Raw genomic sequence first — 24,573 nt, 5'->3', positions numbered from 1 at the left:
CCGGCCCGGTCCGGGCCCTGTTCGCGGCGATACCCATACGCCTTTGGTCGCGCCCGTCAATGCACAGGTGGCGCGGGCGCTGTGCATCGGCTAAGGGGGCACGAAGGGGACCGGGCATGGACATGACGCAACTCGCCGCGATGGCGGCGCTTCTTTTGGTGATCGGGGCGTTCGCGGGTGTGCTTGCGGGTCTGCTTGGCGTGGGCGGGGGCATCGTGCTGGTGCCTGCGTTTTTCTACGCCTTCGCGGGGCTTGGCTACGAGGGGCCGGAGCTGATGCAGGTCTGCCTTGCGACATCGCTGTCGACCATCATCGTCACCTCGGTCCGGTCGGTCCTGTCGCACAACCGCAAGGGGGCGGTGGACTGGTCGATCCTGCGGGCCTGGGCGCCCGGGATTGCGGTGGGCGCGGTGATCGGGGTGCTGGTCGCCGCCGGTTTGCGCACCGCGACGCTTCAGGCGATCTTCGCCTGCGTGGCCTTCGTGATCGCGCTCTACATGCTGTTTTTCAAAAGCGAATGGCAGGTCGCGCAACAGATGCCCGGCGTGCTTGGCCGGTCGATCCTGTCGCCGCTCGTCGGGTTCCTCTCGGTCCTCATGGGCATCGGTGGCGGCAGTTTCGGCGTGCCGGTCATGTCGCTGCATGGCGTGCCGATTCACCGGGCGGTGGCGACGGCGGCGGGCTTTGGCCTGCTCATCGCGGTGCCCTCGGTCATCGCCTTTCTGTTCGTCGACGTGGTCAATGCGCCGCCCTACACCGTGGGCGCGGTCAATTTCCCGGCCTTCCTGCTGGTGATCGCAATGACGCTCACTACCGCGCCGCTCGGGGTGCGGATCGCGCATGCGATGGACCCCAAGCCGCTCAAACGGGCCTTCGGGGTGTTCCTGTTGCTGGTGGCGGCCAATATGCTGCGCAAGGCGCTGGGCGCCTGAGGCGCGACGACCGGGCGCATGGCACGCGGGGTGGCCCGCGCGCATAGGACAGGCATCAAGGAGTGAGCCCATGAAACCGCCCGACTTCGGCGTTCCGCCCAAGAAACCCGGCCTGTGGCGCCGCACGCCCCCGGCGCTCTTCACCCCGGTCTTCGGTCTGTTCGGACTGGCCGTTGCGTGGCGGCGGGCGGCGGGTGCCTTCGCGATGCCGTATTGGCCCGCGGAGCTGGTGTTCGGCGCGGTCACGCTGCTTTTCGTGTTCGTGCTCGTGGCCTACGGCGCCAAGGTGCTGCGCCGCCCAGGTGTGGTGGTCGAGGATCTGAGGGTCCTGCCGGGTCGTGCGGGGCTTGCCGCGATGGCGCTGTCGGGGATGCTCATGGCGCTGGGCCTGATCCCGATGGGCGAGGCGCTGGCGGCGGTGGTCCTTGCTCTCGCCGTGGCGGTACATGCGATCGTGCTGCTTCTGGTGATCCGGGCGCTCGTGACCGGGCCGCAAGAGGGGCGCGTCGTCACGCCGGTCTGGCATCTGACCTTCGTCGGGTTCATCGTGAGCCCGATTGCCGCGGTGCCGCTGGGCTGGGACATATTCTCGGCGGTGGTGTTCTGGGGGTCGCTGGCGCTGGCCACGGCGATCTGGGGCGCGTCTGTGGCGCAGTTCGCCCGGCGTGACGTGCCGGCGCCGCTGCGCCCGCTGCTGGCGATCCACCTCGCACCGGCGAGCGTGCTGGGCTCGGTCGCGCTGTTGCTGGGATACCAGACGCTTGCGCTGGGGCTGGGGTGCTTTGCCGTCCTGATCCTCGCGGTGCTGCTGTTGCGGTTGCGCTGGGTCCTCGAGACGGGCTTCTCGCCGCTCTGGGGCGCGTTCACCTTTCCGCTCGCCGCGTTCTCGTCGCTGATGCAGATGCTGGGGTCGGTGGGCGCGGGCGAGGTGTTTCGCGTGTTGGGCGGGCTTGCGCTGGTGGCGGCAACGCTGACCATTCCGGTCATCACCTGGAAGATCGTGCAGCTCTGGGCCAAGGGGCAGTTGGCGGTGAAGACGAACGCGGCGGAGGCGTGAGGGAGAGGCCGGTAAAGGTCGATTGTGGGTGAGGCCTGCGCCCTAAAGCGATGCCTGCACCTTCTTGGGCAGTTTCGACCGGATCGTGTCGTAGGACACGGCGAGGCGATGGCGAAACTCCTCTTCGCTGGTTGGGCCGAACGGCAGGTGCACCCATGACTTGTGGAAATACGCCGCCTTTTGCGCCACGCCCGCGTCCTTGAGCATGTCGGCGGTTTCGACATCGGGGCATTTCACCGCGACGCCGGTGCCCATCGCGCCGATGCAGGCGAACATCTTGTCGGCTACCTTCCACGCGTCATGGCCGCCACCCCAGGGGTCCGATTTCTCGGCCCCCGCGAAGTCCTTGCAGATCTCGTTCACCAATTCGCGCGACATGGGGGCAGGTTAACACGCTTGGCAGGTGGCGCGAAGACTGCTATCACCGCGCCATGAACGGAAACTGCATCATCATCTGCTGCATTACCCACTGACATCGTCAGGCGGGCCGTTCTTCTATTCCTCAATCAGATCGAAGTTGGTAAGCCCGCCGCGGGAGAACTGCGTGAGGACGCCATGGTCGAGATCAAACTGCACAACACCGCCACACGGTCGAAAGGGGTCTTCACGCCCATCGACCCGGACAACGTGCGGATGTATGTCTGCGGGCCGACCGTGTATGACCGCGCCCATCTGGGCAACGCGCGCCCGGTGGTGGTGTTCGACGTGCTCTACCGGCTGCTGCGGGAGGTCTATGGCGCCGATCATGTGACCTATGTGCGCAACTTCACGGACGTGGACGACAAGATCATCGAGCGGGCGAACCGCGACGGCAAACCCATCGACCAGATCACGTCGGAGACGACGCAGTGGTATCTCGACGACATGGCCGCGCTGGGCGCGCTGGAACCGAACCAGATGCCGCGTGCGACGCAGCATATCGGTGACATGGTGACGATGATCGCGGGGCTGATCGAGGCGGGTCATGCCTATGAGGCCGAGGGCCATGTGCTTTTCGCGGTGGAGAGTTACGACGACTACGGCAAGCTTTCGGGCCGCTCGGTGGACGACATGATCGCCGGGGCGCGGGTCGAAGTGGCACCCTACAAGCGCAACCCGATGGATTTCGTGCTGTGGAAGCCTGCCAAGGACGGCGAGCCGGGATGGGACAGCCCGTGGGGCCGCGGTCGGCCCGGCTGGCATATCGAGTGCTCGGCCATGTCTTATGAGCTGCTGGGCGAGACGTTTGACATTCATGGCGGTGGCAACGACCTGATGTTTCCGCACCACGAGAATGAAATCGCGCAAAGCAAATGCGCCCGTGCGGGGGCGGGCTTTGCGAATGTGTGGCTGCATAACGAGATGTTGCAGGTCGAGGGCAAGAAGATGTCCAAGTCGCTTGGCAACTTCTTCACCGTGCATGACCTGCTCGAACAGGGCGTGCCGGGTGAGGTGATCCGCTTCGTGTTCCTCGGGACGCACTATCGCAAGCCGATGGATTGGACTGAGAAGAAGCGGGAGGAGGCCGAGGCGACCCTGCGCGGCTGGCGTCGGCTTCTGGCGGACGCCGAACCGATGGGGGCCGACACGGACGTGGTGGCGAGTGTCGCGGATGACCTGAACACGGCAGGTGCGCTGACGCGGCTGCACGCGATGGCGAAGGAGATCGCGGCGAACCCGCAGAAGGATTGCTTTTACGAGAAGGGCGTGATGCTCGGCTCGGCGCGGTTCCTCGGTCTGCTGACGGATGAACTGGGCGGCTGGGATGCGACGGTCGATCTTTCCGCCTTCGCGTCGAAACTCACGGACCTTCGCGCTTCGGCAATGGAAACCAAGGACTTCTCGCAGGTCGACGCGATGAAAACCGCGCTGACCGAGGCGGGGGTCGAGGTGCGCATGTCCAAGGCGGGCGTGGATCTCGTGCCCGGTGCCGGGTTCGATGCGGCGAAGCTGGAGGGGCTGAAATGACCCAAGTCCCAACCAAGACCCAAATGAACGAGGCCCGTCATGGCTGAACGTCTCTACCTTTTCGACACCACGCTGCGCGACGGGCAACAGACGCAGGGCGTACAGTTCTCGACCCCCGAGAAGATGGCGATTGCCGAGAGCCTCGACGCGCTGGGCATCGACTATATCGAGGGCGGCTGGCCGGGGGCGAACCCGACCGACAGCGAGTTCTTCGAGACGCGGCCCGAGACCCGCGCGACCTTCACCGCCTTCGGGATGACCAAGCGGGCCGGGCGCTCGGCCGAGAATGACGACGTGCTGGCGCAGGTGTTCAATGCCAATACGCCCGCCGTCTGCCTTGTCGGCAAGACACATGATTTCCACGTCACGACGGCGCTGGGGATCACGCTGGAGGAAAACCTCGAAAACATCTCGGCCTCTATCGCTTATCTCAAGCGCGAGGGGCGCGAGGCGCTGTTCGATGCGGAGCATTTCTTCGACGGCTACAAGGCGAACCCGGATTATGCGCTGTCTTGTGCGAAGGCGGCTTATGAAGCAGGGGCGCGTTGGGTCGTGCTGTGCGACACCAACGGCGGCACGCTCCCGCGTGAGGTAGAGGCGATCACGCGGGCGGTCATCGCGGCGGGCATCCCCGGCGACCATCTGGGCATCCACACCCATAACGACACGGGCAACGCGGTGGCCAATTCGCTCGCCGCCGTGGATGCCGGCGCGCGCCAGATTCAGGGGACGCTGAACGGGCTGGGGGAGCGGTGCGGCAATGCCAACCTCATCACCCTGATCCCGACGCTGATGCTGAAGGAGCCGTATTGCTCGGCCTACGAGATCGGGGTGCCGACCGAGGCGCTGGTCACGCTGACCCGCGTATCGCGGCAGTTGGACGACATCCTGAACCGTGTCCCGACGAAGAGCGCGCCCTATGTCGGCGGCTCGGCCTTCGTGCACAAGGCGGGGCTGCATGCGAGCGCGATCCTCAAGGACCCGACGACATACGAACATATCGACCCGGCGCTGGTGGGCAACGAGCGGGTCGTGCCGATGTCGAATCAGGCGGGGCAGTCGAACCTCAAGACCCGGCTGGAAGCCTTTGGAATCACGTTGGAAAAGGGCGATTCTCGGCTTGGCGAAATCCTTGACGCCGTGAAGGCGCGCGAGGATGCTGGGTTCGCCTATGACAGCGCCGAGGCGAGCTTCGAGCTGGTCGCGCGTGAGATCCTCGGCTCTCTCCCACGCTATTTCGATGTCGAGCGGTACCGCGTCATTTCCGAGCGGCGGCGCAACGCAAAGGGGCGCATCGTCGTGGAATCCGAGGCGATGGTGACGGTCCGCTATCCTGACGGCAACGAGCGCACCTCGTTTTACAAGAACGAGCATCCACATGAGATGCAGGATAACGGGCCCGTGAACGCGCTGTGGCAGGCCTTGCAGGCCGATCTTGGCCCGTACCAATCGGCCGTGGAGCCGGTGAAACTCACGGATTTCAAGGTGCGCATCACGCAGGGTGGCACCGAGGCCAAGACCCGTGTCATGATCGATTTCACCGACGGGGTGAAACAATGGTCCACTGTGGGCGTTTCGGCCAACATCGTGGACGCGAGCTTTGCCGCGCTGCTCGATGCGGTCGTATGGAAACTGGTGGCTGACGGACGGACCCAGGCATAGGCGGTGGCATGATCTACAAACTACTGATTTCGGGCGGTATTTCCGTCGTCATCTATTTCGTTATCGCGTTCGGGTTGATCCTGTCGCAGCCGGTGCGCGCGCTCGACACGGCACAGGGCGCGGGGTTGGATTTCGAGCGGATCGTCGGTCAGGATGCCACGGAGCCCGTGGAGCAGGTGAGCTATTCCACACCTGATGGCACCGCACTCACCTACGGCTGGGTCCACGAACCGGGCAGCGAGGCGAAACCTCTGGTCGTCATGGTCCACGGATCGGGGTGGTATGGCGGGCAGTTCGACCGGCTGGCGCGGGCGCTGAGCGACGTGGCCGAGGTCAAGACGGTGACCCTGCGCGGCCACGGGCCGGACCCGGTGCGGCGCGGTGACGTGGACTATATCGGCCAGCTCGAGGACGATCTGGTCCCGCTGTTCGAGGGGGCCGAGGGGCGGCGGCGTATCCTGCTTGGCCATTCCTCGGGCGGCGGGCTGGTCACGCGGTTCGCGGGTGGCGCGCATGGCGACCTGATCGACGGGGCGATCCTGCTTGCGCCATTCCTGCAATACGACGCGCCGACGACGCGGGCCAACTCCGGCGGGTGGGCGCATACGCTGACCCGGCGGATCGTCGGTCTGTCGATGCTCAACATGGTCGGCATCCACGCGCTCGACCACCTGACGATGATCCAGTTTGCCATGCCGCAGGCGGTGCTGGACGGTCCACGCGGCGACCATGCGACCACGGCCTATTCCTGGCGGCTCAACACCAGCTACGCGCCCCGGCGCGACTACCGCGCCGACATTGCGGCGCTGCCGCCGTTCCTGCTTGTCGCCGGGGCCGGGGACGAGGCGATGAATGCGGCGGCCTATGAGCCGCTGATGGCGCCGGTCAACGGGCAGGGGCAGTATCACGTCATCGAGGGGGCCGGGCACCTCGACATCGTCGACGATCCCCGCACGCTGGACCTGATCCGGGCGTTTCTGGAATGACCGTTCAGGCCTGTGCAGAGATCGTGGAGCGTGGCGACCCCGACCGGCTTCTGGCCGCGATGACCGCGCCGGTATCGGACCGGGAGGTTCTGTTCCCGCTCTATGCCTTCAACCTCGAAATCGCGCGGGCGCCTTGGCTGACGCAGGAGCCGTTGATCGCGGAAATGCGGCTTCAGTTCTGGCGGGATGCGCTGGACGAGATCGAGCAGGGGCAGCAACCCCGGGCACATGAGGTCGTGGAACCGCTCGCGGCGGCGATCCACGGGCGGGCCATCCCGCTGGCCCCGCTGCGGGGCATGATCGACGCGCGCCGGGCCGATATCGCCCGCGAGCCCTTCGTCGCGCCTGCGGATCTGTGGGATTACATCAACGCCGGGGCCGGCGGCCTGATGTTTGCCTCGGTCGCGGCGCTCGGGCGCACGGACGGGGCGCAGGCGCGGGTGCTGGGCCGGGTGCAGGGCTTGGCGGCCTGGCTGGAGGCGCAGCCGGAACTCGAGGCGCACGGCTGGCGGGCTTTCGATCCGGCGTTCTACCCGGAGATGATCGACATGGCGCTTGACGAGCTTGCCTCGCTCAAAGGCCACGACTTCGGGGCCGCTACCCCAGCGGCGCGGGCCGCGAGCCGGGCGGGCGCCATCCTCAAGCGGGCGAAAGCTGACCCGGCGGCCATCACCGAGGGCCGGGTGTCCGAGAGCGAATTCGTCCGGCGGGGCCGCTTCCTGTGGAAGACGCTGCGCGGGCGGTGGTGACGGCCGTCAGCGCTCGCCGTAGATGCGCACGATGCCGGCCTTGGCGCTGCCGTCCTGCGTGACGGTGAGAAGCCCGGCCGTCGACGTCGTGGTGTAGAACGACGTCGTGGCGGCATCCGGTCCCGCGAAACTGCCGCGCCCGGTGCCACCCAGAACGATCTCCTTGCCGAAATGGTCGATGGTGCCCGCGATGTCGGCCGCATAAAGCTCGCCCGTGATGCGGCCGTTGGTGACCTCGATCTCGCCGTCGATGCTTTGGGTCGTGCCGATCACGCGCTCGACCTCCGCTTCGTTCTGGGCACCGGACGCGGCCCAGAATTCAGCCGCGCTGACGTTTTGCGCGCCGACGAGGTTGGTCACGGTGCCGCTGATCGTGCCCGCACCGAAATTGGCCATGAGCATCGCTTCGCCCGCGAACATGCTGGCGTCGCCGCTGGTGATCGTATCGCCGACGAGGCCGTAGGCCCCCCCTTTGAAGGTGGCCGATCCGGTGTCCGGGATCGTGGTGTTGCCGGCGGCGTGTGCCTCGGCAAAGGCGCTGTTGGAGGACACGATCAGTTCGGCGACAGAGTTGTATGATCCGCCCGCGGTCGTGGTATTGAGACAGCCGGAGACGGCGAGGCACACGACCAGAGCGGCGTGGGCGCGGACGATGGTTCGGGTTTTCATGTGAGGGGAGTCCCTGTGATACGTCGATAGTATGTCCGGAGATCCCGATGCGCCCTATCCCCTGAACCGGGGGCTTCGCGTCTCTGGATGCCGCGCGACCGAAATGGGCCCGCACCTTGACGATGCGGGCCCACTGCCGATTGGCGGTCCGGCCGTGCGCGGCCTATTTCGTCGCGTTGATGTAGATCTGACCCTCTTGCGCCGTGCCGTTCTCGGTCAGGGTCGATTGCGTGCCGAAGCCGTTGAGCGTCGTGCCGCCATAGATCTTGACCCCGTCCGCATCGGCCCCGACGAACTGGCCTGCGCCGGTGCCGCCGACCATGATCGTGTCGCCGTCCTGCGTGAGCGTGCCGCTGAAGCCGACCGTGAACCGTTCGCCGGTGGACGTGTCGCTGGTCACGTCGATCTTGCCGTCGACCGGGGAGAAGTCGGCCAGTTGCGCTTCGACATCGGCGACGGTGCCGGAGTAAACGGCGGTGTTGAACGCCTGCATGTTCACGTCCTTCGCGCCTACGAAATTCTGGAGGGTGCCGCTTACCGCACCGCCCGCAGCGCTGAAGCTGGCGTCGAGCGTCGCTTCGCCCGCCATGACACGCTGGTTCGTCGTCGTGGCGCTATCGGCCATCTGGATCAGGGCGGAGCCCGTGTAGCTGGCGGTGCCGCCGGTGGGCATGACGGTGGTCTGGCTCTCAAGCTCGCCGACCTCGGTGATGGAGTCGTAAACGACCTCGGCCAGCGACCCCTGAAGCCCCGTGCCCTTGAGGCAGCCGGACAAGGCGAAAACGGCGCAAATCGACAGACCGGTGCGCAGCATGTTTTTGGTATTCATGAAAAACCCTCACTAGATGTGAGGGATGTAGTCTCGAAACCCGCGGGCCGCCTACACCCTGAACAGGGGGTCAATCCTCCTGCGGGCGCATGACGAGCCAGATGAGCGCGGCGCCGGCGAGGGCGAGGAAGGGGACCATCGCGATGTTCACGGCGGTCCAGCCGTCCTGCGGCGTGCCGCCGGAGCAGTTCATCAGACCGCCGGAGGCGAGCGAGGCCAGCGTCACGCCGCCGAAGACGATCATGTCGTTCATGCCCTGGATGCGGCCGCGCTCATGAGGCGCGTGGCTGGAGGCGAAGAGCGTGGTGGCGCCGATGAAGCCGAAGTTCCAGCCGATGCCAAGCAGGACGAGGGCGATGAAGAAGTTCTCGAGCTCGACGCCCTGAAGCCCCACGAGTCCTGCGGCGGCGAGGATGACGAGGCCGGTCGCCATGATTTTTTTCGTGCCGAAGCGCGCGATCAGGTGGCCGGTGAAGAACGACGGAATGAACATGGCCAGGACGTGGGCCGAGACGACATCGGCGGCGCGCGCCTCGCCAAAGCCGCAGCCGACGACGGCGAGCGGGGTGGAGGTCATCACGAGGTTCATCAGCGAATAGCTCACCATCGCCACGATGATCGCGACCGCAATGGTCGGGGTCGTGAGCAACTGCCAGACCGTGCGGCCATGGGGCGCGTCCTTGTCCGGCACCGGCGGGCGGGGGATGTCGAGCGCGAGGAAGAGGAGCGAGCCGACGAGGTTGATGATGATGATCGCGCCGTAGACGCCGAGGAAGGAGATGACGCTCACGTCCACCGTTGCCTTGACGAGCTGCGGTCCGATGATGGCCGAGACGAGCCCGCCCGCCATGACGTAGGAGATCGCCTTGGGCCGGAAGTCGTCGGAGGCGGTGTCGGCGGCGGCGAAGCGGTAAAACCCCTGCGCCGACATATACATGCCGGTGAAGGCCGAGCCGATGATGAACAGGGTGAAGCTGGCCTGCGACAGGCCATAGGCCGCGATTGCCGCGCCGATCGTGCCGCCCAGCGTTCCGGTCCAGAACCCCGCGCGGCGCCCGAACCGCTGCATGATCCAGCTCATCGGATTGGCCGAGAGCATCGAGACGAGCACGATGGCCGAGATCGCGAGGGTCGCGAAACAGGGGTTCGGCGCAAGCGATTGCCCCGCCAGCCCGCCGACGGTGAAGATCATGGGCATCTGTGCGCCCAGCAGCGCCTGCGCCATGACGAGAATCGCCACATTGCGCTTGGCCTTGCGGTCGTCGGTCTGGGGGAGAACGGCATCGGTCATGGGGCGGACTTATCCTGACACATTCAAAAAGGGAAGACTGTTAAACATGGTCGATGATATGGGCGAAGGATCCGGCCACGCGGCCCTCGATCAGGCCCATCGGGGGGAGTTGGGTGCCTTCCGCGTCCTGTGCCTCGAACAGCGGTGTGCCATCGGCGGCGAGGGTGGTGGCGTAGTGGAACTCATGCGCCATGTGCGTGCCGGGGAGGGCGTTCCATCGGCTGGTGAGACGGCGGTAGCCGAGATGCAGCTTGCGTTGTGCGAAGGACGTGCTCAGGCCAATGAGCCCGGCCATCCTGTGCGCCGTTCCGCCCGCGTCGGTCAGCGACTCGCCGAGGACCATGTAGCCGCCGCACTCGCCGTAAATGTCCGTCGTGCGCGCGACGTCGCGCAGGCTGCCAAGAAACGCGGTGTTCGCGGCGAGGGTGGCCGCATGCAGTTCCGGGTAGCCGCCGGGCAGGTAGACGAGGTCGGCCTCCGGTACAGGCTCATCCGCAAGCGGGGAAAACGACAGGAGCGTGCTGCCCGCGCGGGTCCAGTCCGCGATCTGGTGCGGGTAGGTGAAGCTGAAGGCCGCGTCGCGCGCGATGGCGATCCGGGCCGGGGCCTTGGCCGGGGCGCGCGCTGGGGCCGTTGCGGTGGCGCATGCGAGGGCGGTAAGCGCGTCGAGGTCCACCTGGGCGGCCACCGCTTCGGCGGCGCGGTCGAGAAAGCCCGTGAGGTCCGGGTGTTCCGAGGCTTGGACGAGGCCTAGGTGGCGGTCTGGAAGGGCGAGCGCCGGGTCGCGGCGCAGGGCTCCGAGGACCGGAAGGCCGAGCGGGGCGAGGGCGCGGCGCAACATCGCCTCGTGCCGGGGGGAGCCGACATTGTTCAGGATCACGCCCGCAACGCGCACCTCCGGGTCGTGGCTCGCGAAGCCACGCACGAGCGCGGCCACCGAGTGGGACATATGGCCCGCATTCACCACCAGCACGACCGGCAAGCCGAGGATGCGCGCGAGGTCTGCCGTGGCCCCGTCGCCATCGGGCGGTGCGCCGTCGAACAGGCCCATCGCGCCCTCGATCAACAGGAGGCCGTCGCCGTCCGCCAGCGCGCGGATGCGGTGTTTTGGCATGGCCCACGCGTCAAGGTTCATCGATACCTGACCACACGCGGCCTCGTGAAACCGGGGGTCGATGTAGTCCGGTCCGGATTTGGCGCCACGAACGGCCTCGCCGCGCTGCGTGAGCGCCCGGAGCAGCCCCAGCGTTACCGTGGTCTTGCCGCTGCCCGAGGTGGGCGCGGCGAGGATCAGGCCCTTGCCGCTCATCCGTCTTCGACAGGCCGCCCGAGGGCGAGCGGGTCGAGGTTGCGGGGCGGGGTGCCCATCGCCAGCGACTGCCAGTCAAGCGCTTGACGTAGCAGAGCGGCGCGGCCCACGCAGATGACCGCGGGGGCGCCGACGCCCGCCGTTACCGCATCTGCGGCGCAGGTGGCGAGCGTGGTTTCCAACACCGTCTGGCCGGGAAGGGTGGCGTCGGACACGATGGCCACCGGCTCATCTCCGCCCCGCCCGGCGGCCATGAGGTCGGCTGCGATGGCGGGGAGGTGCTTCATCCCCATGTAGATCACGATGACGCCGGAGCCCTTTGCGACGCTCTCCCAGTCGACGCCCGAAACCTGCCCGCGCCGGTCGTGGCCGGTGACGAAGGTCACGGCCTGATTCACATCGCGGTGGGTAACGGGGATGCCCGCATAGGCCAGCCCGCCGATGCCCGCCGAGATGCCGGGAATGATGCGGATCGGAACGCCGTGCTGAACGAGGGTCTGCCCCTCTTCACCGCCGCGCCCGAAGACGAAGGGATCGCCGCCCTTGAGGCGCAGCACCCGCTTGCCGTCGCGGGCGAGGTCGATGAGCTGGAGCGAGATGTCCTTTTGCTTGGCCGAGGGTTTGCCGCCGCGTTTCCCCGCATAGACGACGTCGGCCTGCGGACCCGCCCAAGCGAGGATGCGGTCGTCCACCAGCGCGTCATGCACGATCACGTCGGCCTGGCCGAGCGCGTTCAGTGCGTGGAGTGTGAGCAACCCCGGATCGCCCGGCCCCGCGCCGCAGAGCCAGACCCAGCCGGGCTGCATCCTGGGCCAGTCGCCAGGGGGAAGAAGGGTCGAGTCGGTCATGGACGCGTTATGCCCGCGACGTCGGGCGATGGGAAGCGCGCGACCGGCTTTCGCCGCCCGCAAACTCGCCTATAGTCGCGGCGATGGACGACACGCCCGCAACAGATCTGCGCCGGGGATGGACCACCGGGGCCTGCGCCACCGCCGCGACGCGGGCGGCGCTGATGCGGCTGTGGGGCGGGGCGTTTCCGCGCGAAGTGACGATCACGCTGCCACGCGGCGAGACGCCGACCTTCGCGCTGGCCCACAGCGCCGAGGGCGACGGTTGGGCCGAGGTGGGGATCACCAAGGACGCGGGCGACGACCCTGACGTGACGCATGGCGCGCTCATCGTTGCGCGGGTGACGCCGGGGGGCGACGGTGTGCGCTTCGCCGCCGGGCCGGGTGTGGGGACGGTGACCAAGCCGGGCCTGCCGATCCCGCCGGGGGAGCCCGCGATCAACCCGGTCCCGCGCGAGATGATGTGGGGGCAAGTGGAGGCGCTCGCGGCCGAGTTCGGACACGCGCCCGACGTGGAGATCAGGGTGTCGATCCCCGGGGGGGAGGCACTGGCGGCGAAGACATGGAACCCGCGCCTCGGCATCACCGGGGGCCTGTCGGTTCTGGGCACCACGGGCATCGTGCGCCCGTTCTCATGCGCGGCCTGGATCGCCTCGATCCATCGCGGAATCGACGTGGCGCGGGCCGAGGGGCTGACCCATGTGGCGGGCTGCACGGGGGCCACGTCGGAGCGTGCGGTTCAGGCGCTTTATGGGCTGTCGGATGGGGCGATGCTCGACATGGGGGATTTCGCCGGGGGGATGCTGAAATACCTCGCGAAACATCCGGTCGGGCGAGTCACGATCGGGGGCGGGATCGGCAAGATCACGAAACTCGCGCAAGGGGCGATGGACCTGCACTCCAAGCGGGCGCAGGTGGACCTTGCCCTGCTCGCGGAACTGGCGGGCGACGCGCGGGTGCGGGACGTGAATACGGCGCTGGAAGCTTATGAAATCGCGGGAAAAACTCTCGCAATGGCTGTGGCGGACAGGGCGCTCGGCGTCGTGCGGGAACGGTTCGGGGCCGAGATGGTGTTCGACGTGGTGATCGTGGACCGTGACGGTGCCGTGATCGCGCGGGCGGGCCCATGAGAATCCTTTTGCTCGCCGGGACTTACGAGGCACGGCAGATCGCGCTTCGGCTGGGGCGGGATGGGCGGATCGACCTGACCGCTTCGCTCGCCGGGGTAACGCGGGAGCCTTTGCCGCAGGGGGCTGAGACGCGCGTGGGTGGGTTCGGCGGGCGAGAAGGTCAGCAGAAATTCATGTCGAACAAGGGCTTCGATGCCGTTCTTGACGCAACGCATCCCTTCGCCAATCGCATTTCCTATCGCACACAGTCGATTTGCGCTGCGCTTGGCGTGCCGTATCTGCAAGTGCTGCGCCCGGGCTGGTCGCCGGAGGACGGGGACCGCTGGACTTTCGTGCCGGATGAGGCGGCTGTCGCGCCGCAGGTGGCCGCCAACATGACCGTGTTCCTCGGGACCGGGCCGGGGTCGCTCGAGGCCATCGGCACGTTACCCGCCGCCAAGGTGATCTGCCGCCGGATCGACCCGCCGGACGGGCCGTTTCCCTGGGACAACGGAGCGTGGCGGGTGGGGCGGCCGCCGTTCACCGTGGACGACGAGATCGCGTTCTTTCGGGAGGAAGGCGTCGACCTCGTGGTGGTCAAGAACGCGGGCGGGCGCGGGGGTTGGGCCAAGCTGGAAGCCGCGCGCGCCTTGGGCCTGCCGGTGGTCCTGATCGACCGCCCGATGCAGCCGCCGGGCGAGAAGGCCGAGACGGTCGAGGCCGCGCTCGACTGGATCGAACGGCTGTGAGCGTCGGGCGCATCATCCACGGGCCGGAGGACGTGGCTGAGGGCGCGGACTGGCTCGCCCGTCATGAGCCACGGTTCGCGCTGGCGCTCGACCAGACCGGCGCGCTGCCGCTCCGGCGCAAGCCCGAAGGGTTCGACCAGCTTCTGTCGGCCATCGTGAGTCAGCAAGTCTCGACCGCCTCTGCCGCCGCGATCTGGGCGCGGGTGGTGGCGGCGGGGCTGACCACGCCCGAAGCGGTGGCACGGGCCAGCGAGGATGATTTGCGCGCGGTTGGGCTGTCACGGCCCAAGATGCGCTATGCCCGGGCGTTGGCGGAGGCAGGGATCGATTTTGACGCCCTGCGCCACCAGTCGGACGAGGACGTGGTCGCCACGCTCGTCGCCGTGCCGGGGATCGGGCGGTGGACGGCGGAGATCTACGCCATGTTCTCGCTGGGCCGGGCGGATGTCTTCGCGCCCGGCGATCTGGCGTTGCAGGAGGCCGCGCGGGTCCTGTTCGAATTGCCGGAGCGTCCGCGCGAAGGCGCGTTGCGCGAATTGGCCGGGGCGTGGTCGCCGTGGCGCGGCGTTGCAGCGCGGGCGCTGTGGGCCTATTACCGGGTGGCGAAAAACAGGGAAGGGGTGCGCTGATGGCACGGGAATTGGCCTACAAGAAACGGGATGCGGCATCGGGGACGGCTGACTCGGTCGTGGTGTTCCTGCACGGCTACGGGGCCGATGGCGCGGACCTGTTGGGACTGGCCGATCCGCTGTCCGATCACATGCCCGACACGGCGTTCTACGCGCCGGATGCGCCGGAGAAGTGTTCGGGCAACCCTTTCGGTTTCCAGTGGTTCCCGATCCCGTGGCTCGACGGGTCTAGCGAGGAGGCGGCAACACAGGGCGCGGCGCGCGCGCATGAGGATATCGACGCCTTCCTCGACAAGGTTCTGGCCGAGACCGGGCTGACCCCGGACCGGATGATCGTCTTCGGCTTCAGCCAGGGCACGATGATGTCGCTGCGTGTGGTCCCGCAGCGCGATGCCGAGGTGGCCGGGATCGTGGCGTTTTCGGGCCGTATTCTGGAGACCGAGACCTACGGCGAGGCCGTGAAGGTGCGCCCGCCCGTGCTGCTCGTTCATGGCGACGCGGACGAGATGGTGCCGGTCGCGCATTTCCAAGAGGCCGGACAGGTGCTTCAGGACGCGGGCTTCACCGTTTACGGGCATGTTCAGGAGGGCACGGGCCACGGAATCGCGCCCGACGGGCTGTCGGTCGCGCTGTCCTTCATGGCCGACCGTTTGGGAATCGCCCCCAAGGCAAGTTAGTCGGGGCGCGTGATGTGCGGGCGGTCGGGATCGGCCGGATGCGTGTCGAAGCGGCCACTGGAAAGGTTCGTGAAAGCGCGCAGCATGGCTGCACAAGATGGGGTGTTTCGCGTCGGCGCGTTCGGTGGTCTGAGCCTTGGTGTTGAACGACCTTGGGTGGGCAAGCGCCGCATAGCTGAAAGTCCGCGTGTTCGCGCTTGCAGCTCAGATAAAAAATCCCTTTTCGTCAATGGGTAAGGCGCGCGTCCTGATAGCAGCTGCGACGCCCCAGGGCGTCCAATACGCTCGCCCCAACCGGAGCCTTGGAGGCAGCGGTATTTCCGTTTGTGATCGTGGCGATGACGGCCTGTGATGGAGCAGAATGCAAGGTGAACGTCGGCGGGTGTGTGGCCCGTCACAAGCCTGATACGAAGCGCTGGCAGGGTGCCTCCAGATCATGGGGCTTGTCAGGTTTCCTGACCCATATATAGTCCAAGATCAGAAACAGACGGGGCGGGTTGTCCCCGCCCTGCGAGCGAGGCACAGGGCGAGGGCGGAGTCACTCCGATGGACGGCGATTTCAGAACACATTTCGTGCGTGAGCACAGCAATCCCAAGGCGCATCCGGCTTTGGTACTGAATGCGGATTTCAGGCCCTTGTCCTACTATCCGTTATCGCTCTGGCCGTGGCAGGAGGCGATCAAGGCGGCCTTTCTCGACCGTGTGAACATCATCGCCGAATACGACGATGTGGTGCGAAGCCCGAGTATGGAGATCAGGATCCCCTCGGTGGTCGTCCTCAAGGATTACGTCAAACCCCAGAAGCGCGTGGCCTTCACGCGCTTCAATCTTTTTCTGAGGGACGAATTCCGGTGCCAGTACTGCGGGTCCAAGGGTGATCTGACCTTCGATCATGTCGTGCCGCGTGCGCGGGGCGGGGTGACGAGTTGGGAGAACGTGGTCGCGGCCTGCTCCAAGTGCAACCTGCGCAAGGGGTCGAAGCATCTGCACCAATCGGGCCTCGCGCTGCGCAAGCCGCCGCGCCAGCCCGGCGCCGAGGAGCTGCGCAACATGGGGCGCAAGTTCCCGCCGGGCCATTTGCATGAGAGCTGGATGGATTTCCTTTACTGGGATGCCGAACTGGAGGCGTAACACGCCGGGGGGTGCGGTTCCCAAAAAGTGCGCGCCTTGCGGCGCGCGCTTTTTTCCGGGTTGTCGTGGCGGTTCCACGGCCAAAGTGGCGATCAGGCGCGTTTTGCGAGGTGGGCCGGGCGCGGGCGCGCGCGGTGTCGGGCGCCAGACCAGGACAGCGGGACCGGCGCGGTTTCGGGCGCGTGGAGTTGATGCGTGTCGATCGCTGCGCGCGCCTCGGAGGTCGTAAGCAGGAGCCGGGCCGGCGGCGTGCCGGTGACGCGGCCATCGCGCCCGGCGAGGCGTAGCCAGTGGGAGCGGTCGATGCCATCGAGGCTCGCGAACACTTCTGGCCCGGGAAAGAGGCTTTCCACCGCGAGGCCGTCGGCGATGATCACCTCATGCCGGGGGAGAAGCAGCGTGAAATAGGTGATCGCGCGACGCCCGGCCTGCGGGCGCACGCCAGCGAGCCGGGTGAGGGCCTTGGCCGGGGCCAGCGCCCCCAGCGGATCATGGAGCGCGAACGTGGGCTGTGTGCGCATCAGGACGCGGTGGTTGGGCGAGACGATGAGGTCGCGCCACGGCAGGCCGGGCCCGAACGCCCCCTTGGCAATGCAGATCGGCTGACCGGGATGCGGGCGTGGGTCGAAACGCTGGCGGCGCTTGCCGATCCAGCGGATGGGCTGTGGCCCGCTGTCGAGCGTGGTCACAAGGTCTCCGCGTCGGAGCCGGTCCATTCGGACAGGGCCGTCCGGCGTGGCGATCCGTGCGCCCGGTGCGAGGCAGACGAAGTCGTGGTCGTTCAGGGCGAATTGCGAGACACCGGAGAAATTGGAGGCGGCCACCGAGGTGAATGTGATCGTGTCGAGGCCCTGGCTCGCGAGTTCGGGCTGATCGTCCATCACGAGCAGGAAAACGTTGCCGTTCGTGTCCTGAAAGACGCCGAACATGGAGGAATAGGTCGTGCCGTCGTGAAAGGTCGCGGTGCCCGTCAGCGCGGCCCCTGAGTCGATCGTTGCCGTTTGCGGCCCTGCGCCAAGATCATATTGGATGTAGTCGGACGTCCCGGTGTTGTCCGCCTGGACCGCGTTGTCGCCGCCGCCCCAAGTGTGGACGTCCACGATGGCGTTGGACAGCGCGTTGCCAGGACCGGCGCCAAAGGTCGTCAGCAGGGCCGAGGCATCCTCGACCGAATACGAGCCTTCGTTCGTGTCCATGTCGGAAAAATTGCCGAGGTAAATGGTAGACCATACGATATTGTCGGCCACGGAACGCGCCCCTTCGCTGAAACACGGTAGGGGCTTAGCGCACCGATATTTGAGAATGGTTAATGCCCGCTCACCCTGAGCAGGACGCGCCGCCCAGGACACAGAATTTCGCGCAATGGGGATGATTGAGCGCGACCGGTCCTTCGGCATCGGCGAGCGTCGGGCCGAGGTCGAAGTCATCCTCATAGGGCAGGAGCGTGCAGGAGACGACCGAGGGTGTGCGGCCCTTGCGTTTGACCACCATGCGCGAGGAGGCGCACATCACGTCGTCTGGTGACTTGTCGAGGATGCTCCAGCACGCGGTGGTGATCTCGGGCACTTCGACCGAGGTGTCCATTTCCGGAAAGATCACCAGCCGGGCGGGGTCGGACGCGTCCAGGTCCAGCCCGACCTCGTCGAACAGGGCAGCATAGCCCGCGCGCGCTTCGGCCTCGCTCTCTTTCCACCGGGCACGCCCGGCGATGTCGATGCGCGCGCCTGCTTCGGCAAGGAAGCGAAGTCCCGCCATCGTTCCCTCGAAGCTGCGCGGGCCGCGCACCTCGTCGTGGCCCTCGGCGGTCCAGTGATCGAGAGAGACCCGCAGGGTGAGCTTGTCGCCGAATGTCTTGATGAGCTGGGCCAGTTTGTTGCGCACAAGCGGGCGCAGCATCGGGGTCATCGCGTTGGTCAGCACGAGAGCGCTGTAGCCCGCCGAAAGCGCGTCGCGCAGCATGGCCGGAAAGTCGGGATTCATGAAGGGTTCACCGCCCGTGAAGCCAATCTCGCGCACCGGCCAGCCGCGCTGGTTGATCTGGTCGAGGTAGCCCGCAACCTCGCCCCGCGTCATGTAGGCGAGCGCGTCGTTCGTGGGGGAGCTTTCGATGTAGCAGCCTTCGCAGGCGATGTTGCACAGCGTGCCCGTGTTGAACCAGAGCGTCGTCGGTTGGGTCAGGGCGACCGTGGCGCGCGCGCTGCCGTCCGCCGTCGTTGCCGGGTCGACGAACTTGCCTTCATTGGCACGGGATACGCGCTGGTCCATGGTCGAATGCTCCTTTCGGATTGGCTAACCCATAGCTGCGACAACGAAAAGTCCCGGGACCGAAGCGTGACGTGGTTGTGATGCAGTCGAAGGATGGTAGACTCGCGATCTACGGAAGGGTATCAGGCGAATGCGCCTCGGTTAGCGCTAACACCGGCTTCGGGCCGGAACGGAGAGACAGATGGTATCGCGCGTCATCCCGGTCGACCCCTTCGACCTCGTCATTTTCGGCGGCACCGGAGACCTTGCCCGCCGCAAGATCCTGCCCGGCCTGTACCGGCGTTTCCACGACGGCCAGATGCCCGAAGGCGCCCGGATCATCGGGGCGGCCCGCAGCGAGATGGACGAAGCCGGCTACCGCGACTTCGTGCGTGGTGCGATTGGCGAATTCGTCCAGAAACGCAACGACAAGGACATCGTGGATGCGTTTCTCGAGCGGCTGACCTATGTCGCGGTCGACGCGAAGGGGACGGACGGCTGGGACGAACTTGCGCACGCCATGCGCCCGGATGTCATCAAGGCCTATTACTTCTCGGTCGGGCCGAGCCTGTTCGGCGATATCGCGGAACGGCTGATGAATCACGGAATCGCCGACGACGAGGCCCGGATCGTCGTGGAAAAGCCATTCGGTCACGACCTTGCGTCCGCGCGCGCACTGAACGAGACGCTGGCGCGGCACTTTGACGAGACACAGATCTACCGCATCGACCATTACCTCGGGAAAGAGACGGTCCAGAACCTCATGGCGGTGCGGTTCGGCAACATGCTGTTCGAGCCGCTTTGGAACGCGCAATACGTCGATCATATCCAGATCACCGTCGCCGAGACCGTGGGAGTTGGCGGGCGCGGGGATTACTATGACAAGTCCGGCGCGATGCGCGACATGGTGCAGAACCACCTCATGCAGCTTCTGTGCCTCACGGCGATGGAGCCGCCGTCGAAATACGACCCGGACGCGGTGCGTGACGAGAAGCTGAAGGTGATCCGGGCGCTGGAGTCCGTCGAATCCGATGACATCGTGCGCGGGCAGTACAAGTCGCAGGCTGAAAGCTACATCGACGACGTGGAGAATCCGCGCTCGATCACCGAAAGCTATGTCGCCATGAAGGTGCGGATCGCAAACTGGCGCTGGAATGGCACGCCGTTCTACCTGCGCACCGGCAAGCGCATGAAGGAGCGGGTGAGCGAGATCGTGGTGCGGTTCAAGGAGCCGCCCCATTCGATCTTCGAGGAAGATACCGGCCAGAGCGCCAATGAGTTGACCATCCGACTCCAGCCCAACGAGGGCATGGATCTGACCGTGACGATCAAGGAACCGGGGCCGGGGGGGATGCGGCTTATCGACGTGCCGCTCGACATGACCTTCGCCGAGGCGCTGGGCGAGGAGGCGGCGGATGTGCCGGACGCCTATGAGCGCCTCATCATGGACGTGATCCGGGGCAACCAGACGCTGTTCATGCGCGGGGACGAGGTGGAGGCGGCCTGGGCCTGGACCGATCCGATCATCGACAGCTGGACCGTGCGCGAAGATCGCCCGCACCCGTATGAACCCGGATCGACGGGGCCGGAGGAGGCGCTGATCCTCATGCACCGGGACGGTCGCCGCTGGCGGGAGTTGCGCACATGACCTATGAGCTCAAGGAATACCCGGACCGCGAGTTGATGATGATGGACCTCGCGGACCTGATCGCGACCGAGTTGCGCGGGACGTTGCGGCACGAGGACCGCGCGTCGCTCGCCGTGCCGGGCGGGACCACGCCGGGGCCGATCTTCGACACGCTGTCCGCGCTGCACCTCGATTGGGACAGGGTGGACGTGATGCTCACGGATGAGCGTTGGGTGCCCGAGGACAGCGACCGCTCGAACACGCGCCTTCTCAAGAACCGGCTGTTTCGTGACGCGGCGCAGGCGGCCCGGCTGGTGCCCCTTTATGGCGGCACCGATACGCCCGAAGAATCGCTCGATGCGCTCTCTGCCGGCGTGGAGGCGGCCTTGCCGCTGTCGGTCGTGCTGCTGGGCATGGGGGCCGACATGCATACGGCCAGCCTTTTCCCGGGCGCCGACCGGCTCGAAGAGGCGCTGTCGCCGCGCGCGCCGGCGCTTTTGCCGATGCGTGCAGAGGGGGCGCCTGAGCCGCGCATCACCCTGACGGCCCGCGTGCTGAACGGTGCCATGTCCAAGCACATCGTCATCACGGGGGATGCGAAGCGCGAAGCACTTGAAAAGGCCGCGAAAACGCGGGATTCGATGGAGGCTCCGGTCAAGGCCGTCCTGAAAGGGGCGGTTGTTCACTGGGCGCAATAAGCGTTAGCCTGATCACGAACGGAACGCGCGGCCGTTGAGTGTCCGCGTGGGGGATGAGGGCAAACCATGACGTGGAAAAAACTGGCGTCGCACCGGGCGAAGCAGGCGGACGTAACCATTGCGGCGCTGCTGGAAGACCCGGACCGGGCCACCGGATTTTCGCTGCGCATGGACGACATGCTGTTCGACTATTCCAAGACGACCATCGACGACACGGCCCGCGACCTGCTGCTTGGACTTGCTGAAAGCGCAGGCGTCGCGGCCCGGCGCGAGGCGATGTTCACGGGCGAGAAGATCAACGAGACCGAGGGGCGGGCGGTCCTGCACACCGCGCTGCGCGATCCGGGGCCGGAGGGCGCGTTGGTGGACGGGGAGCCCGTTTTGCCTGGCGTCCATGAGACGCTCGACCGGATGGAGGAGTTCGCCGAGGGGCTGCGTACCGGCAAGGTGCGGCCGGTGAACGGCGGTCGCTTTACAGATGTGGTGAACATCGGGATCGGCGGCTCGGACCTTGGCCCCGCGATGGCGACGCTGGCGCTTGCGCCATTCCATGACGGCCCGCGGATGCATTACGTCTCCAACGTGGACGGCGCGCATATCCATGACACGCTACAGGCGCTGGACCCGAAATCGACGCTGGTGATCGTGGCCTCCAAGACGTTTACGACCATCGAGACCATGACCAACGCCGAAACGGCGCGCGAGTGGCTGCGCCGGGGCATCGGGGAAAGCGTCGTCGGGCGGCATTTCGCGGCCCTGTCCTCGGCGGTCGAGAAGACCACTGCCTGGGGCATCGACCCGTCGCGTGTCTTCGGGTTCGAGGATTGGGTCGGCGGGCGCTATTCCGTCTGGGGCCCCGTGGGGCTTGGCCTGATGATCGCCGTAGGAGCCAAGCGCTTCCGGGAATTCCTGGCGGGCGGGCACGAGATGGACGTGCATTTCCGCGAGGCCGAGGGGGCCGAGAACATGCCGCTGATGCTGGCGCTTGTCGGGATCTGGCATAGGCAGGTCTGCGGCTACCCCACCCGCGCCGTGCTGCCCTACGATCAACGCCTGTCGCGGCTGCCCGCCTATCTTCAGCAACTGGAGATGGAGAGCAACGGCAAGTCGGTGGCGATGAATGGAACGACGCTGGACATCCCCTCGGGGCCGGTGGTGTGGGGCGAACCGGGGACGAATGGTCAGCATGCGTTCTATCAGCTCATTCATCAGGGGACCGAGCCGGTGCCGTGCGAATTCCTCGTGGCCGCCAAGGGGCATGAGCCGGACCTTGCGCACCAGCACGCGCTTCTGGTCGCCAATTGCCTTGCCCAGTCCGAGGCGCTGATGAAGGGCCGCACTCTGGAAGAGGCGCGGGAGATCATGCGCGAAAAGGGCGGCGATCCGGACGATCTGGAGCGGCAGGCGCTGCACCGGGTCTTTCCCGGCAACCGCCCGTCAACGACGCTCGCTTATCCGATGCTCACGCCCCGGATGCTGGGTCGCGTCATCGCGCTTTATGAGCACCGTGTGTTCGTGGAAGGAGTGATCCTTGGCATCAACTCCTACGACCAGTGGGGCGTGGAACTGGGCAAGGAGCTGGCCGTAGCGCTGGCCCCGGTCCTGTCGGGTGAGGAGGACAGCGCGTCGAAGGATCCCTCGACGCGCCAGCTTGTAAGTTTCGTGCAGAATAACCGCGACTAGCCCAGACGTTTCTGAAGCCGGTTACGAGCCGCGGTCAGTTCGTTTTCCAGCCGCGCCACGACCTGGGCCACGGGCGGAACGGAGCGGATCGCGCCGATCCCTTGTCCCGCGCCCCAGATGTCGCGCCAGGCCTTCGACTTTTCGCCTGCTGCAACGCTGGACACGTCTCCCTTGTCGTCGCCAAGCGCGGTCGGGTCGAGCCCGGCCCTGGTGATCGACGGGATCAGGTAGTTGCCGTTCACCCCGGTGAAGTGGTCGGTGTAGAGGATGTCGTCCGCGCCGCTGTCGCAGATCATCTGCTTGTAGCCGTCCGGCGCGTTCGCCTCCTCTGTCGCGATGAACATCGACCCGGCATAGCCGCCATCCGCGCCCATCGCGACGGCGGCGAGGATCGCATCGCCCGTGGCTTGCGCGCCCGACAGAAAGACCGGGCCATCGAACCATTCGCGGATTTCCTGAATGAGCGCAAAGGGCGACCATGTGCCCGCATGCCCACCAGCACCTGCGGCCACGGCGATGAGACCGTCGGCCCCTTTCTCAATTGCCTTGTGGGCGAATTTCACATTGATGACGTCGTGCAGCACGACCGCACCCACGGAATGTGCCGCCTCGTTGATCTCGGGCCGCGCGCCGAGCGAGGTGATCCAGATCGGCACTTCGTGCTTCACGAGGATCTCGACATCGCGGGCGAGGCGCGCGTTGGTGCGGTGTGCGATCAGGTTGACGCCGAAGGGGGCCGAAGGTGCGTCCGGGTGGGCCGCGTCGTATTCTGCGAGTTCCGCCTTGATGCGCACCAGCCATTCTTCGAGCTGGATCGGCTCCCCCTCCTTCTCCCGCGCGTTCAGCGCCGGAAAGGTGCCGACGATCCCCGCCTTGCACTGGGCGATGACCAGTTCCGGGCCGGAACAGATGAACATGGGCGCGCCGATCATGGGCAGACGCATGGTGTCGAAAATGGCGGGAAGGGTCATGTCAGGTGCCTGTGAAATTGGGTTTGCGTTTCTCGAAAAAGGCCGCGACGCCTTCGCGGGTGTCGTTCGCCTCGGCAAGCGCGGTCTGTTCCGTGCCCTCAGCGCCGATCGCGTCGGCATAGGACATGCCGTCGACGGCGCGCAGGAGGCGTTTGGCGGCAGCGGTGGCCAGCGGCGGGCCGGCCGCGATGCGGGTTGCGAGCGCGGTGGTGGCCTGTGCCAGATCGTCGTCAGGGTGCATCTCGTTTGCCAGACCGAGCGCGACGGCTTCGGACGCCGGGATGCGCCGGGCTTCGAGGATCGTCTGGAGCGCGCGCTTGTAGCCCAGCCCGCGTTGCAGGAGCCAGGTGTTGCCGCCGTCGGGGATCAGGTTGATCGCGGCGAAGGCCATGTAAATATTGGCGCTTTCGGCCATCACCATCATGTCGCAGTTCATCGCGAGCGCCGCGCCTATCCCGGCCGCGGAGCCGTGGACCTGCGAGATCCAGATTTTCGGAGACGCGCTGATCGACGCAAGGATGGGGCGGTATTCCTGTTCCAGAAACAGCCCCGTGTGGCGCGAGAGACCCTCTTTCAGGTCGGTGCCGGAGCAGAAACCCCGACCCGCGCCCGAGATGATCACTGTGCGCACGTCGGCGTTTTCGTGGACGTTCAGGATCGCCTCGCGCAGCCCTTCACGCAGCGTCGGGTCCATCGCGTTGAAGGCGTCTGGCCGGTTCAGGGTGATGCGGGCAATGGCGCCGTCGTTTTCGTAAAGGATGGGATCGTCGGACATG

24 protein-coding genes are annotated in these 24,573 nt (G+C 66.5%); 14 read left to right on the top strand and 10 right to left on the bottom strand.

All coding sequences use genetic code 11. From position 1 onward, the window contains the following. The first annotated feature begins 116 nt into the window (after positions 1–116). Both B2585_RS16840 and B2585_RS16835 read left to right on the top strand, forming a co-directional pair. Positions 117–932: a sulfite exporter TauE/SafE family protein gene (locus B2585_RS16840; protein ID WP_292025097.1), complete on the top strand. Its 816-nt coding sequence runs from the start codon at positions 117–119 to the stop codon at positions 930–932. A gap of 70 nt (positions 933–1,002) precedes the next feature. Next, positions 1,003–1,989: a tellurium resistance protein gene (locus tag B2585_RS16835; protein WP_292025096.1), complete on the top strand. Its 987-nt coding sequence runs from the start codon at positions 1,003–1,005 to the stop codon at positions 1,987–1,989. Between the two features lie 42 nt (positions 1,990–2,031). Here the strand turns inward: B2585_RS16835 and B2585_RS16830 are convergent, their stop codons facing one another. Continuing rightward, a complete protein-coding gene (locus tag B2585_RS16830; protein ID WP_292025095.1) occupies positions 2,032–2,367 on the bottom strand; it encodes an MmcQ/YjbR family DNA-binding protein in 336 nt (111 codons plus the stop codon). 177 nt (positions 2,368–2,544) lie between these two features. Here B2585_RS16830 and cysS point away from each other — a divergent pair, with 177 nt between their 5' ends. Genes cysS through B2585_RS16810 form a run of 4 tightly spaced genes read left to right on the top strand, consistent with a single transcriptional unit; the run spans position 2,545 to position 7,333 of the window. Next, positions 2,545–3,936 carry a cysteine--tRNA ligase gene (cysS, locus tag B2585_RS16825; RefSeq protein ID WP_292025094.1) on the top strand — a complete coding sequence of 464 codons (1,392 nt, stop codon included), beginning with the start codon at positions 2,545–2,547 and terminating at the stop codon, positions 3,934–3,936. A gap of 39 nt (positions 3,937–3,975) precedes the next feature. After that, positions 3,976–5,598, top strand: coding sequence for a citramalate synthase (gene cimA, locus B2585_RS16820; protein ID WP_292025093.1), 1,623 nt, complete (start codon positions 3,976–3,978; stop codon positions 5,596–5,598). Between the two features lie 8 nt (positions 5,599–5,606). Continuing rightward, positions 5,607–6,584 (top strand): alpha/beta hydrolase, encoded by a 978-nt coding sequence (locus tag B2585_RS16815; protein ID WP_292025092.1) that lies wholly within the window; start codon positions 5,607–5,609, stop codon positions 6,582–6,584. Then, positions 6,581–7,333 carry a squalene/phytoene synthase family protein gene (locus B2585_RS16810; RefSeq protein ID WP_292025091.1) on the top strand — a complete coding sequence of 251 codons (753 nt, stop codon included), beginning with the start codon at positions 6,581–6,583 and terminating at the stop codon, positions 7,331–7,333. The genes B2585_RS16815 and B2585_RS16810 overlap by 4 nt, the downstream gene beginning before the upstream one ends. 6 nt (positions 7,334–7,339) lie before the next feature. Here the strand turns inward: B2585_RS16810 and B2585_RS16805 are convergent, their stop codons facing one another. From B2585_RS16805 to cobA, 5 genes are all read right to left on the bottom strand, one after another. Next, positions 7,340–8,002, bottom strand: a complete 663-nt coding sequence (locus tag B2585_RS16805) for a hypothetical protein (RefSeq protein WP_292025090.1) — start codon at positions 8,000–8,002, stop codon at positions 7,340–7,342. Positions 8,003–8,165: 163 nt separating this feature from the next. Next, the gene (locus tag B2585_RS16800) at positions 8,166–8,831 is read right to left on the bottom strand and encodes a hypothetical protein (RefSeq protein ID WP_292025089.1); all 666 of its coding nucleotides are present in this window, start codon (positions 8,829–8,831) and stop codon (positions 8,166–8,168) included. A 70-nt stretch (positions 8,832–8,901) separates the two neighbouring features. Continuing rightward, on the bottom strand, positions 8,902–10,122 hold the full coding sequence (locus B2585_RS16795) for an MFS transporter (protein ID WP_292025088.1): 1,221 nt from the start codon (positions 10,120–10,122) through the stop codon (positions 8,902–8,904). A 40-nt stretch (positions 10,123–10,162) separates the two neighbouring features. Then, a complete protein-coding gene (locus tag B2585_RS16790) occupies positions 10,163–11,431 on the bottom strand; it encodes a cobyrinate a,c-diamide synthase (RefSeq protein ID WP_292025087.1) in 1,269 nt (422 codons plus the stop codon). Continuing rightward, positions 11,428–12,279 (bottom strand): uroporphyrinogen-III C-methyltransferase, encoded by an 852-nt coding sequence (gene cobA, locus B2585_RS16785; protein WP_292025086.1) that lies wholly within the window; start codon positions 12,277–12,279, stop codon positions 11,428–11,430. The genes B2585_RS16790 and cobA overlap by 4 nt, the downstream gene beginning before the upstream one ends. Before the next feature lie 83 nt (positions 12,280–12,362). Between cobA and B2585_RS16780 the strand changes: the two genes are divergently transcribed. The 5 genes from B2585_RS16780 (at position 12,363) to B2585_RS16760 (ending at position 16,574) form a co-directional block, all read left to right on the top strand. Further along, positions 12,363–13,409 carry a cobalt-precorrin-5B (C(1))-methyltransferase gene (locus tag B2585_RS16780; RefSeq protein WP_292025085.1) on the top strand — a complete coding sequence of 349 codons (1,047 nt, stop codon included), beginning with the start codon at positions 12,363–12,365 and terminating at the stop codon, positions 13,407–13,409. Further along, positions 13,406–14,137, top strand: a complete 732-nt coding sequence (locus tag B2585_RS16775; RefSeq protein WP_292025084.1) for a cobalt-precorrin-6A reductase — start codon at positions 13,406–13,408, stop codon at positions 14,135–14,137. Before B2585_RS16780 ends, B2585_RS16775 begins: the two co-directional genes overlap by 4 nt. After that, the gene (locus B2585_RS16770) at positions 14,134–14,766 is read left to right on the top strand and encodes a DNA-3-methyladenine glycosylase family protein (RefSeq protein ID WP_292025083.1); all 633 of its coding nucleotides are present in this window, start codon (positions 14,134–14,136) and stop codon (positions 14,764–14,766) included. Before B2585_RS16775 ends, B2585_RS16770 begins: the two co-directional genes overlap by 4 nt. After that, positions 14,766–15,443: an alpha/beta hydrolase gene (locus B2585_RS16765; RefSeq protein WP_292025082.1), complete on the top strand. Its 678-nt coding sequence runs from the start codon at positions 14,766–14,768 to the stop codon at positions 15,441–15,443. Before B2585_RS16770 ends, B2585_RS16765 begins: the two co-directional genes overlap by 1 nt. A gap of 546 nt (positions 15,444–15,989) precedes the next feature. Further along, positions 15,990–16,574: an HNH endonuclease gene (locus B2585_RS16760; protein ID WP_292025081.1), complete on the top strand. Its 585-nt coding sequence runs from the start codon at positions 15,990–15,992 to the stop codon at positions 16,572–16,574. Between the two features lie 92 nt (positions 16,575–16,666). Here the strand turns inward: B2585_RS16760 and B2585_RS16755 are convergent, their stop codons facing one another. Further along, the gene (locus tag B2585_RS16755) at positions 16,667–17,821 is read right to left on the bottom strand and encodes a Hint domain-containing protein (RefSeq protein ID WP_292025080.1); all 1,155 of its coding nucleotides are present in this window, start codon (positions 17,819–17,821) and stop codon (positions 16,667–16,669) included. A gap of 70 nt (positions 17,822–17,891) precedes the next feature. Continuing rightward, positions 17,892–18,839 carry a radical SAM protein gene (locus tag B2585_RS16750; RefSeq protein ID WP_292025079.1) on the bottom strand — a complete coding sequence of 316 codons (948 nt, stop codon included), beginning with the start codon at positions 18,837–18,839 and terminating at the stop codon, positions 17,892–17,894. Between the two features lie 181 nt (positions 18,840–19,020). On the opposite strand from B2585_RS16750, the gene zwf reads away from it, so the two are divergent. From zwf to pgi, 3 genes are all read left to right on the top strand, one after another. Continuing rightward, a complete protein-coding gene (gene zwf / locus B2585_RS16745) occupies positions 19,021–20,466 on the top strand; it encodes a glucose-6-phosphate dehydrogenase (RefSeq protein ID WP_292025078.1) in 1,446 nt (481 codons plus the stop codon). Continuing rightward, complete coding sequence (gene pgl, locus B2585_RS16740) at positions 20,463–21,143, top strand: 6-phosphogluconolactonase (protein ID WP_292025077.1); 681 nt, start codon at positions 20,463–20,465, stop codon at positions 21,141–21,143. The genes zwf and pgl overlap by 4 nt, the downstream gene beginning before the upstream one ends. Before the next feature lie 66 nt (positions 21,144–21,209). After that, a complete protein-coding gene (gene pgi, locus B2585_RS16735; protein ID WP_292025076.1) occupies positions 21,210–22,826 on the top strand; it encodes a glucose-6-phosphate isomerase in 1,617 nt (538 codons plus the stop codon). On the opposite strand, the gene B2585_RS16730 is transcribed toward pgi, so the two are convergent. Both B2585_RS16730 and B2585_RS16725 read right to left on the bottom strand, forming a co-directional pair. Continuing rightward, positions 22,823–23,797, bottom strand: a complete 975-nt coding sequence (locus B2585_RS16730; RefSeq protein ID WP_292025075.1) for an NAD(P)H-dependent flavin oxidoreductase — start codon at positions 23,795–23,797, stop codon at positions 22,823–22,825. The two genes, pgi and B2585_RS16730, sit on opposite strands and share 4 nt — an antisense overlap. A gap of 1 nt (position 23,798) precedes the next feature. Then, entirely contained in the window at positions 23,799–24,572 is a 774-nt protein-coding gene (locus B2585_RS16725; RefSeq protein ID WP_292025074.1) for an enoyl-CoA hydratase/isomerase family protein, read from the bottom strand. Between the last annotated feature and the right edge of the window lies 1 nt (position 24,573).

The sequence above is a fragment of the Maritimibacter sp. UBA3975 genome (assembly GCF_002384975.1).
Classification (GTDB): Bacteria; Pseudomonadota; Alphaproteobacteria; order Rhodobacterales; family Rhodobacteraceae; genus Maritimibacter.
Note: the sequence above shows the minus strand (reverse complement) of the source record. Positions and strands in the feature narration are given on the sequence as shown.

Coding starts and splice junctions, on each gene's coding strand:
- B2585_RS16840 (WP_292025097.1), top strand. CDS start 117: ATGGACATGACGCAACTCGCCGCGATGGCGGCGCTTCTTTTGGTGATC.
- B2585_RS16835 (WP_292025096.1), top strand. CDS start 1,003: ATGAAACCGCCCGACTTCGGCGTTCCGCCCAAGAAACCCGGCCTGTGG.
- B2585_RS16830 (WP_292025095.1), bottom strand. CDS start 2,367: ATGTCGCGCGAATTGGTGAACGAGATCTGCAAGGACTTCGCGGGGGCC.
- cysS (WP_292025094.1), top strand. CDS start 2,545: ATGGTCGAGATCAAACTGCACAACACCGCCACACGGTCGAAAGGGGTC.
- cimA (WP_292025093.1), top strand. CDS start 3,976: ATGGCTGAACGTCTCTACCTTTTCGACACCACGCTGCGCGACGGGCAA.
- B2585_RS16815 (WP_292025092.1), top strand. CDS start 5,607: ATGATCTACAAACTACTGATTTCGGGCGGTATTTCCGTCGTCATCTAT.
- B2585_RS16810 (WP_292025091.1), top strand. CDS start 6,581: ATGACCGTTCAGGCCTGTGCAGAGATCGTGGAGCGTGGCGACCCCGAC.
- B2585_RS16805 (WP_292025090.1), bottom strand. CDS start 8,002: ATGAAAACCCGAACCATCGTCCGCGCCCACGCCGCTCTGGTCGTGTGC.
- B2585_RS16800 (WP_292025089.1), bottom strand. CDS start 8,831: ATGAATACCAAAAACATGCTGCGCACCGGTCTGTCGATTTGCGCCGTT.
- B2585_RS16795 (WP_292025088.1), bottom strand. CDS start 10,122: ATGACCGATGCCGTTCTCCCCCAGACCGACGACCGCAAGGCCAAGCGC.
- B2585_RS16790 (WP_292025087.1), bottom strand. CDS start 11,431: ATGAGCGGCAAGGGCCTGATCCTCGCCGCGCCCACCTCGGGCAGCGGC.
- cobA (WP_292025086.1), bottom strand. CDS start 12,279: ATGACCGACTCGACCCTTCTTCCCCCTGGCGACTGGCCCAGGATGCAG.
- B2585_RS16780 (WP_292025085.1), top strand. CDS start 12,363: ATGGACGACACGCCCGCAACAGATCTGCGCCGGGGATGGACCACCGGG.
- B2585_RS16775 (WP_292025084.1), top strand. CDS start 13,406: ATGAGAATCCTTTTGCTCGCCGGGACTTACGAGGCACGGCAGATCGCG.
- B2585_RS16765 (WP_292025082.1), top strand. CDS start 14,766: ATGGCACGGGAATTGGCCTACAAGAAACGGGATGCGGCATCGGGGACG.
- B2585_RS16760 (WP_292025081.1), top strand. CDS start 15,990: ATGGACGGCGATTTCAGAACACATTTCGTGCGTGAGCACAGCAATCCC.
- B2585_RS16750 (WP_292025079.1), bottom strand. CDS start 18,839: ATGGACCAGCGCGTATCCCGTGCCAATGAAGGCAAGTTCGTCGACCCG.
- zwf (WP_292025078.1), top strand. CDS start 19,021: ATGGTATCGCGCGTCATCCCGGTCGACCCCTTCGACCTCGTCATTTTC.
- pgl (WP_292025077.1), top strand. CDS start 20,463: ATGACCTATGAGCTCAAGGAATACCCGGACCGCGAGTTGATGATGATG.
- pgi (WP_292025076.1), top strand. CDS start 21,210: ATGACGTGGAAAAAACTGGCGTCGCACCGGGCGAAGCAGGCGGACGTA.
- B2585_RS16730 (WP_292025075.1), bottom strand. CDS start 23,797: ATGACCCTTCCCGCCATTTTCGACACCATGCGTCTGCCCATGATCGGC.
- B2585_RS16725 (WP_292025074.1), bottom strand. CDS start 24,572: ATGTCCGACGATCCCATCCTTTACGAAAACGACGGCGCCATTGCCCGC.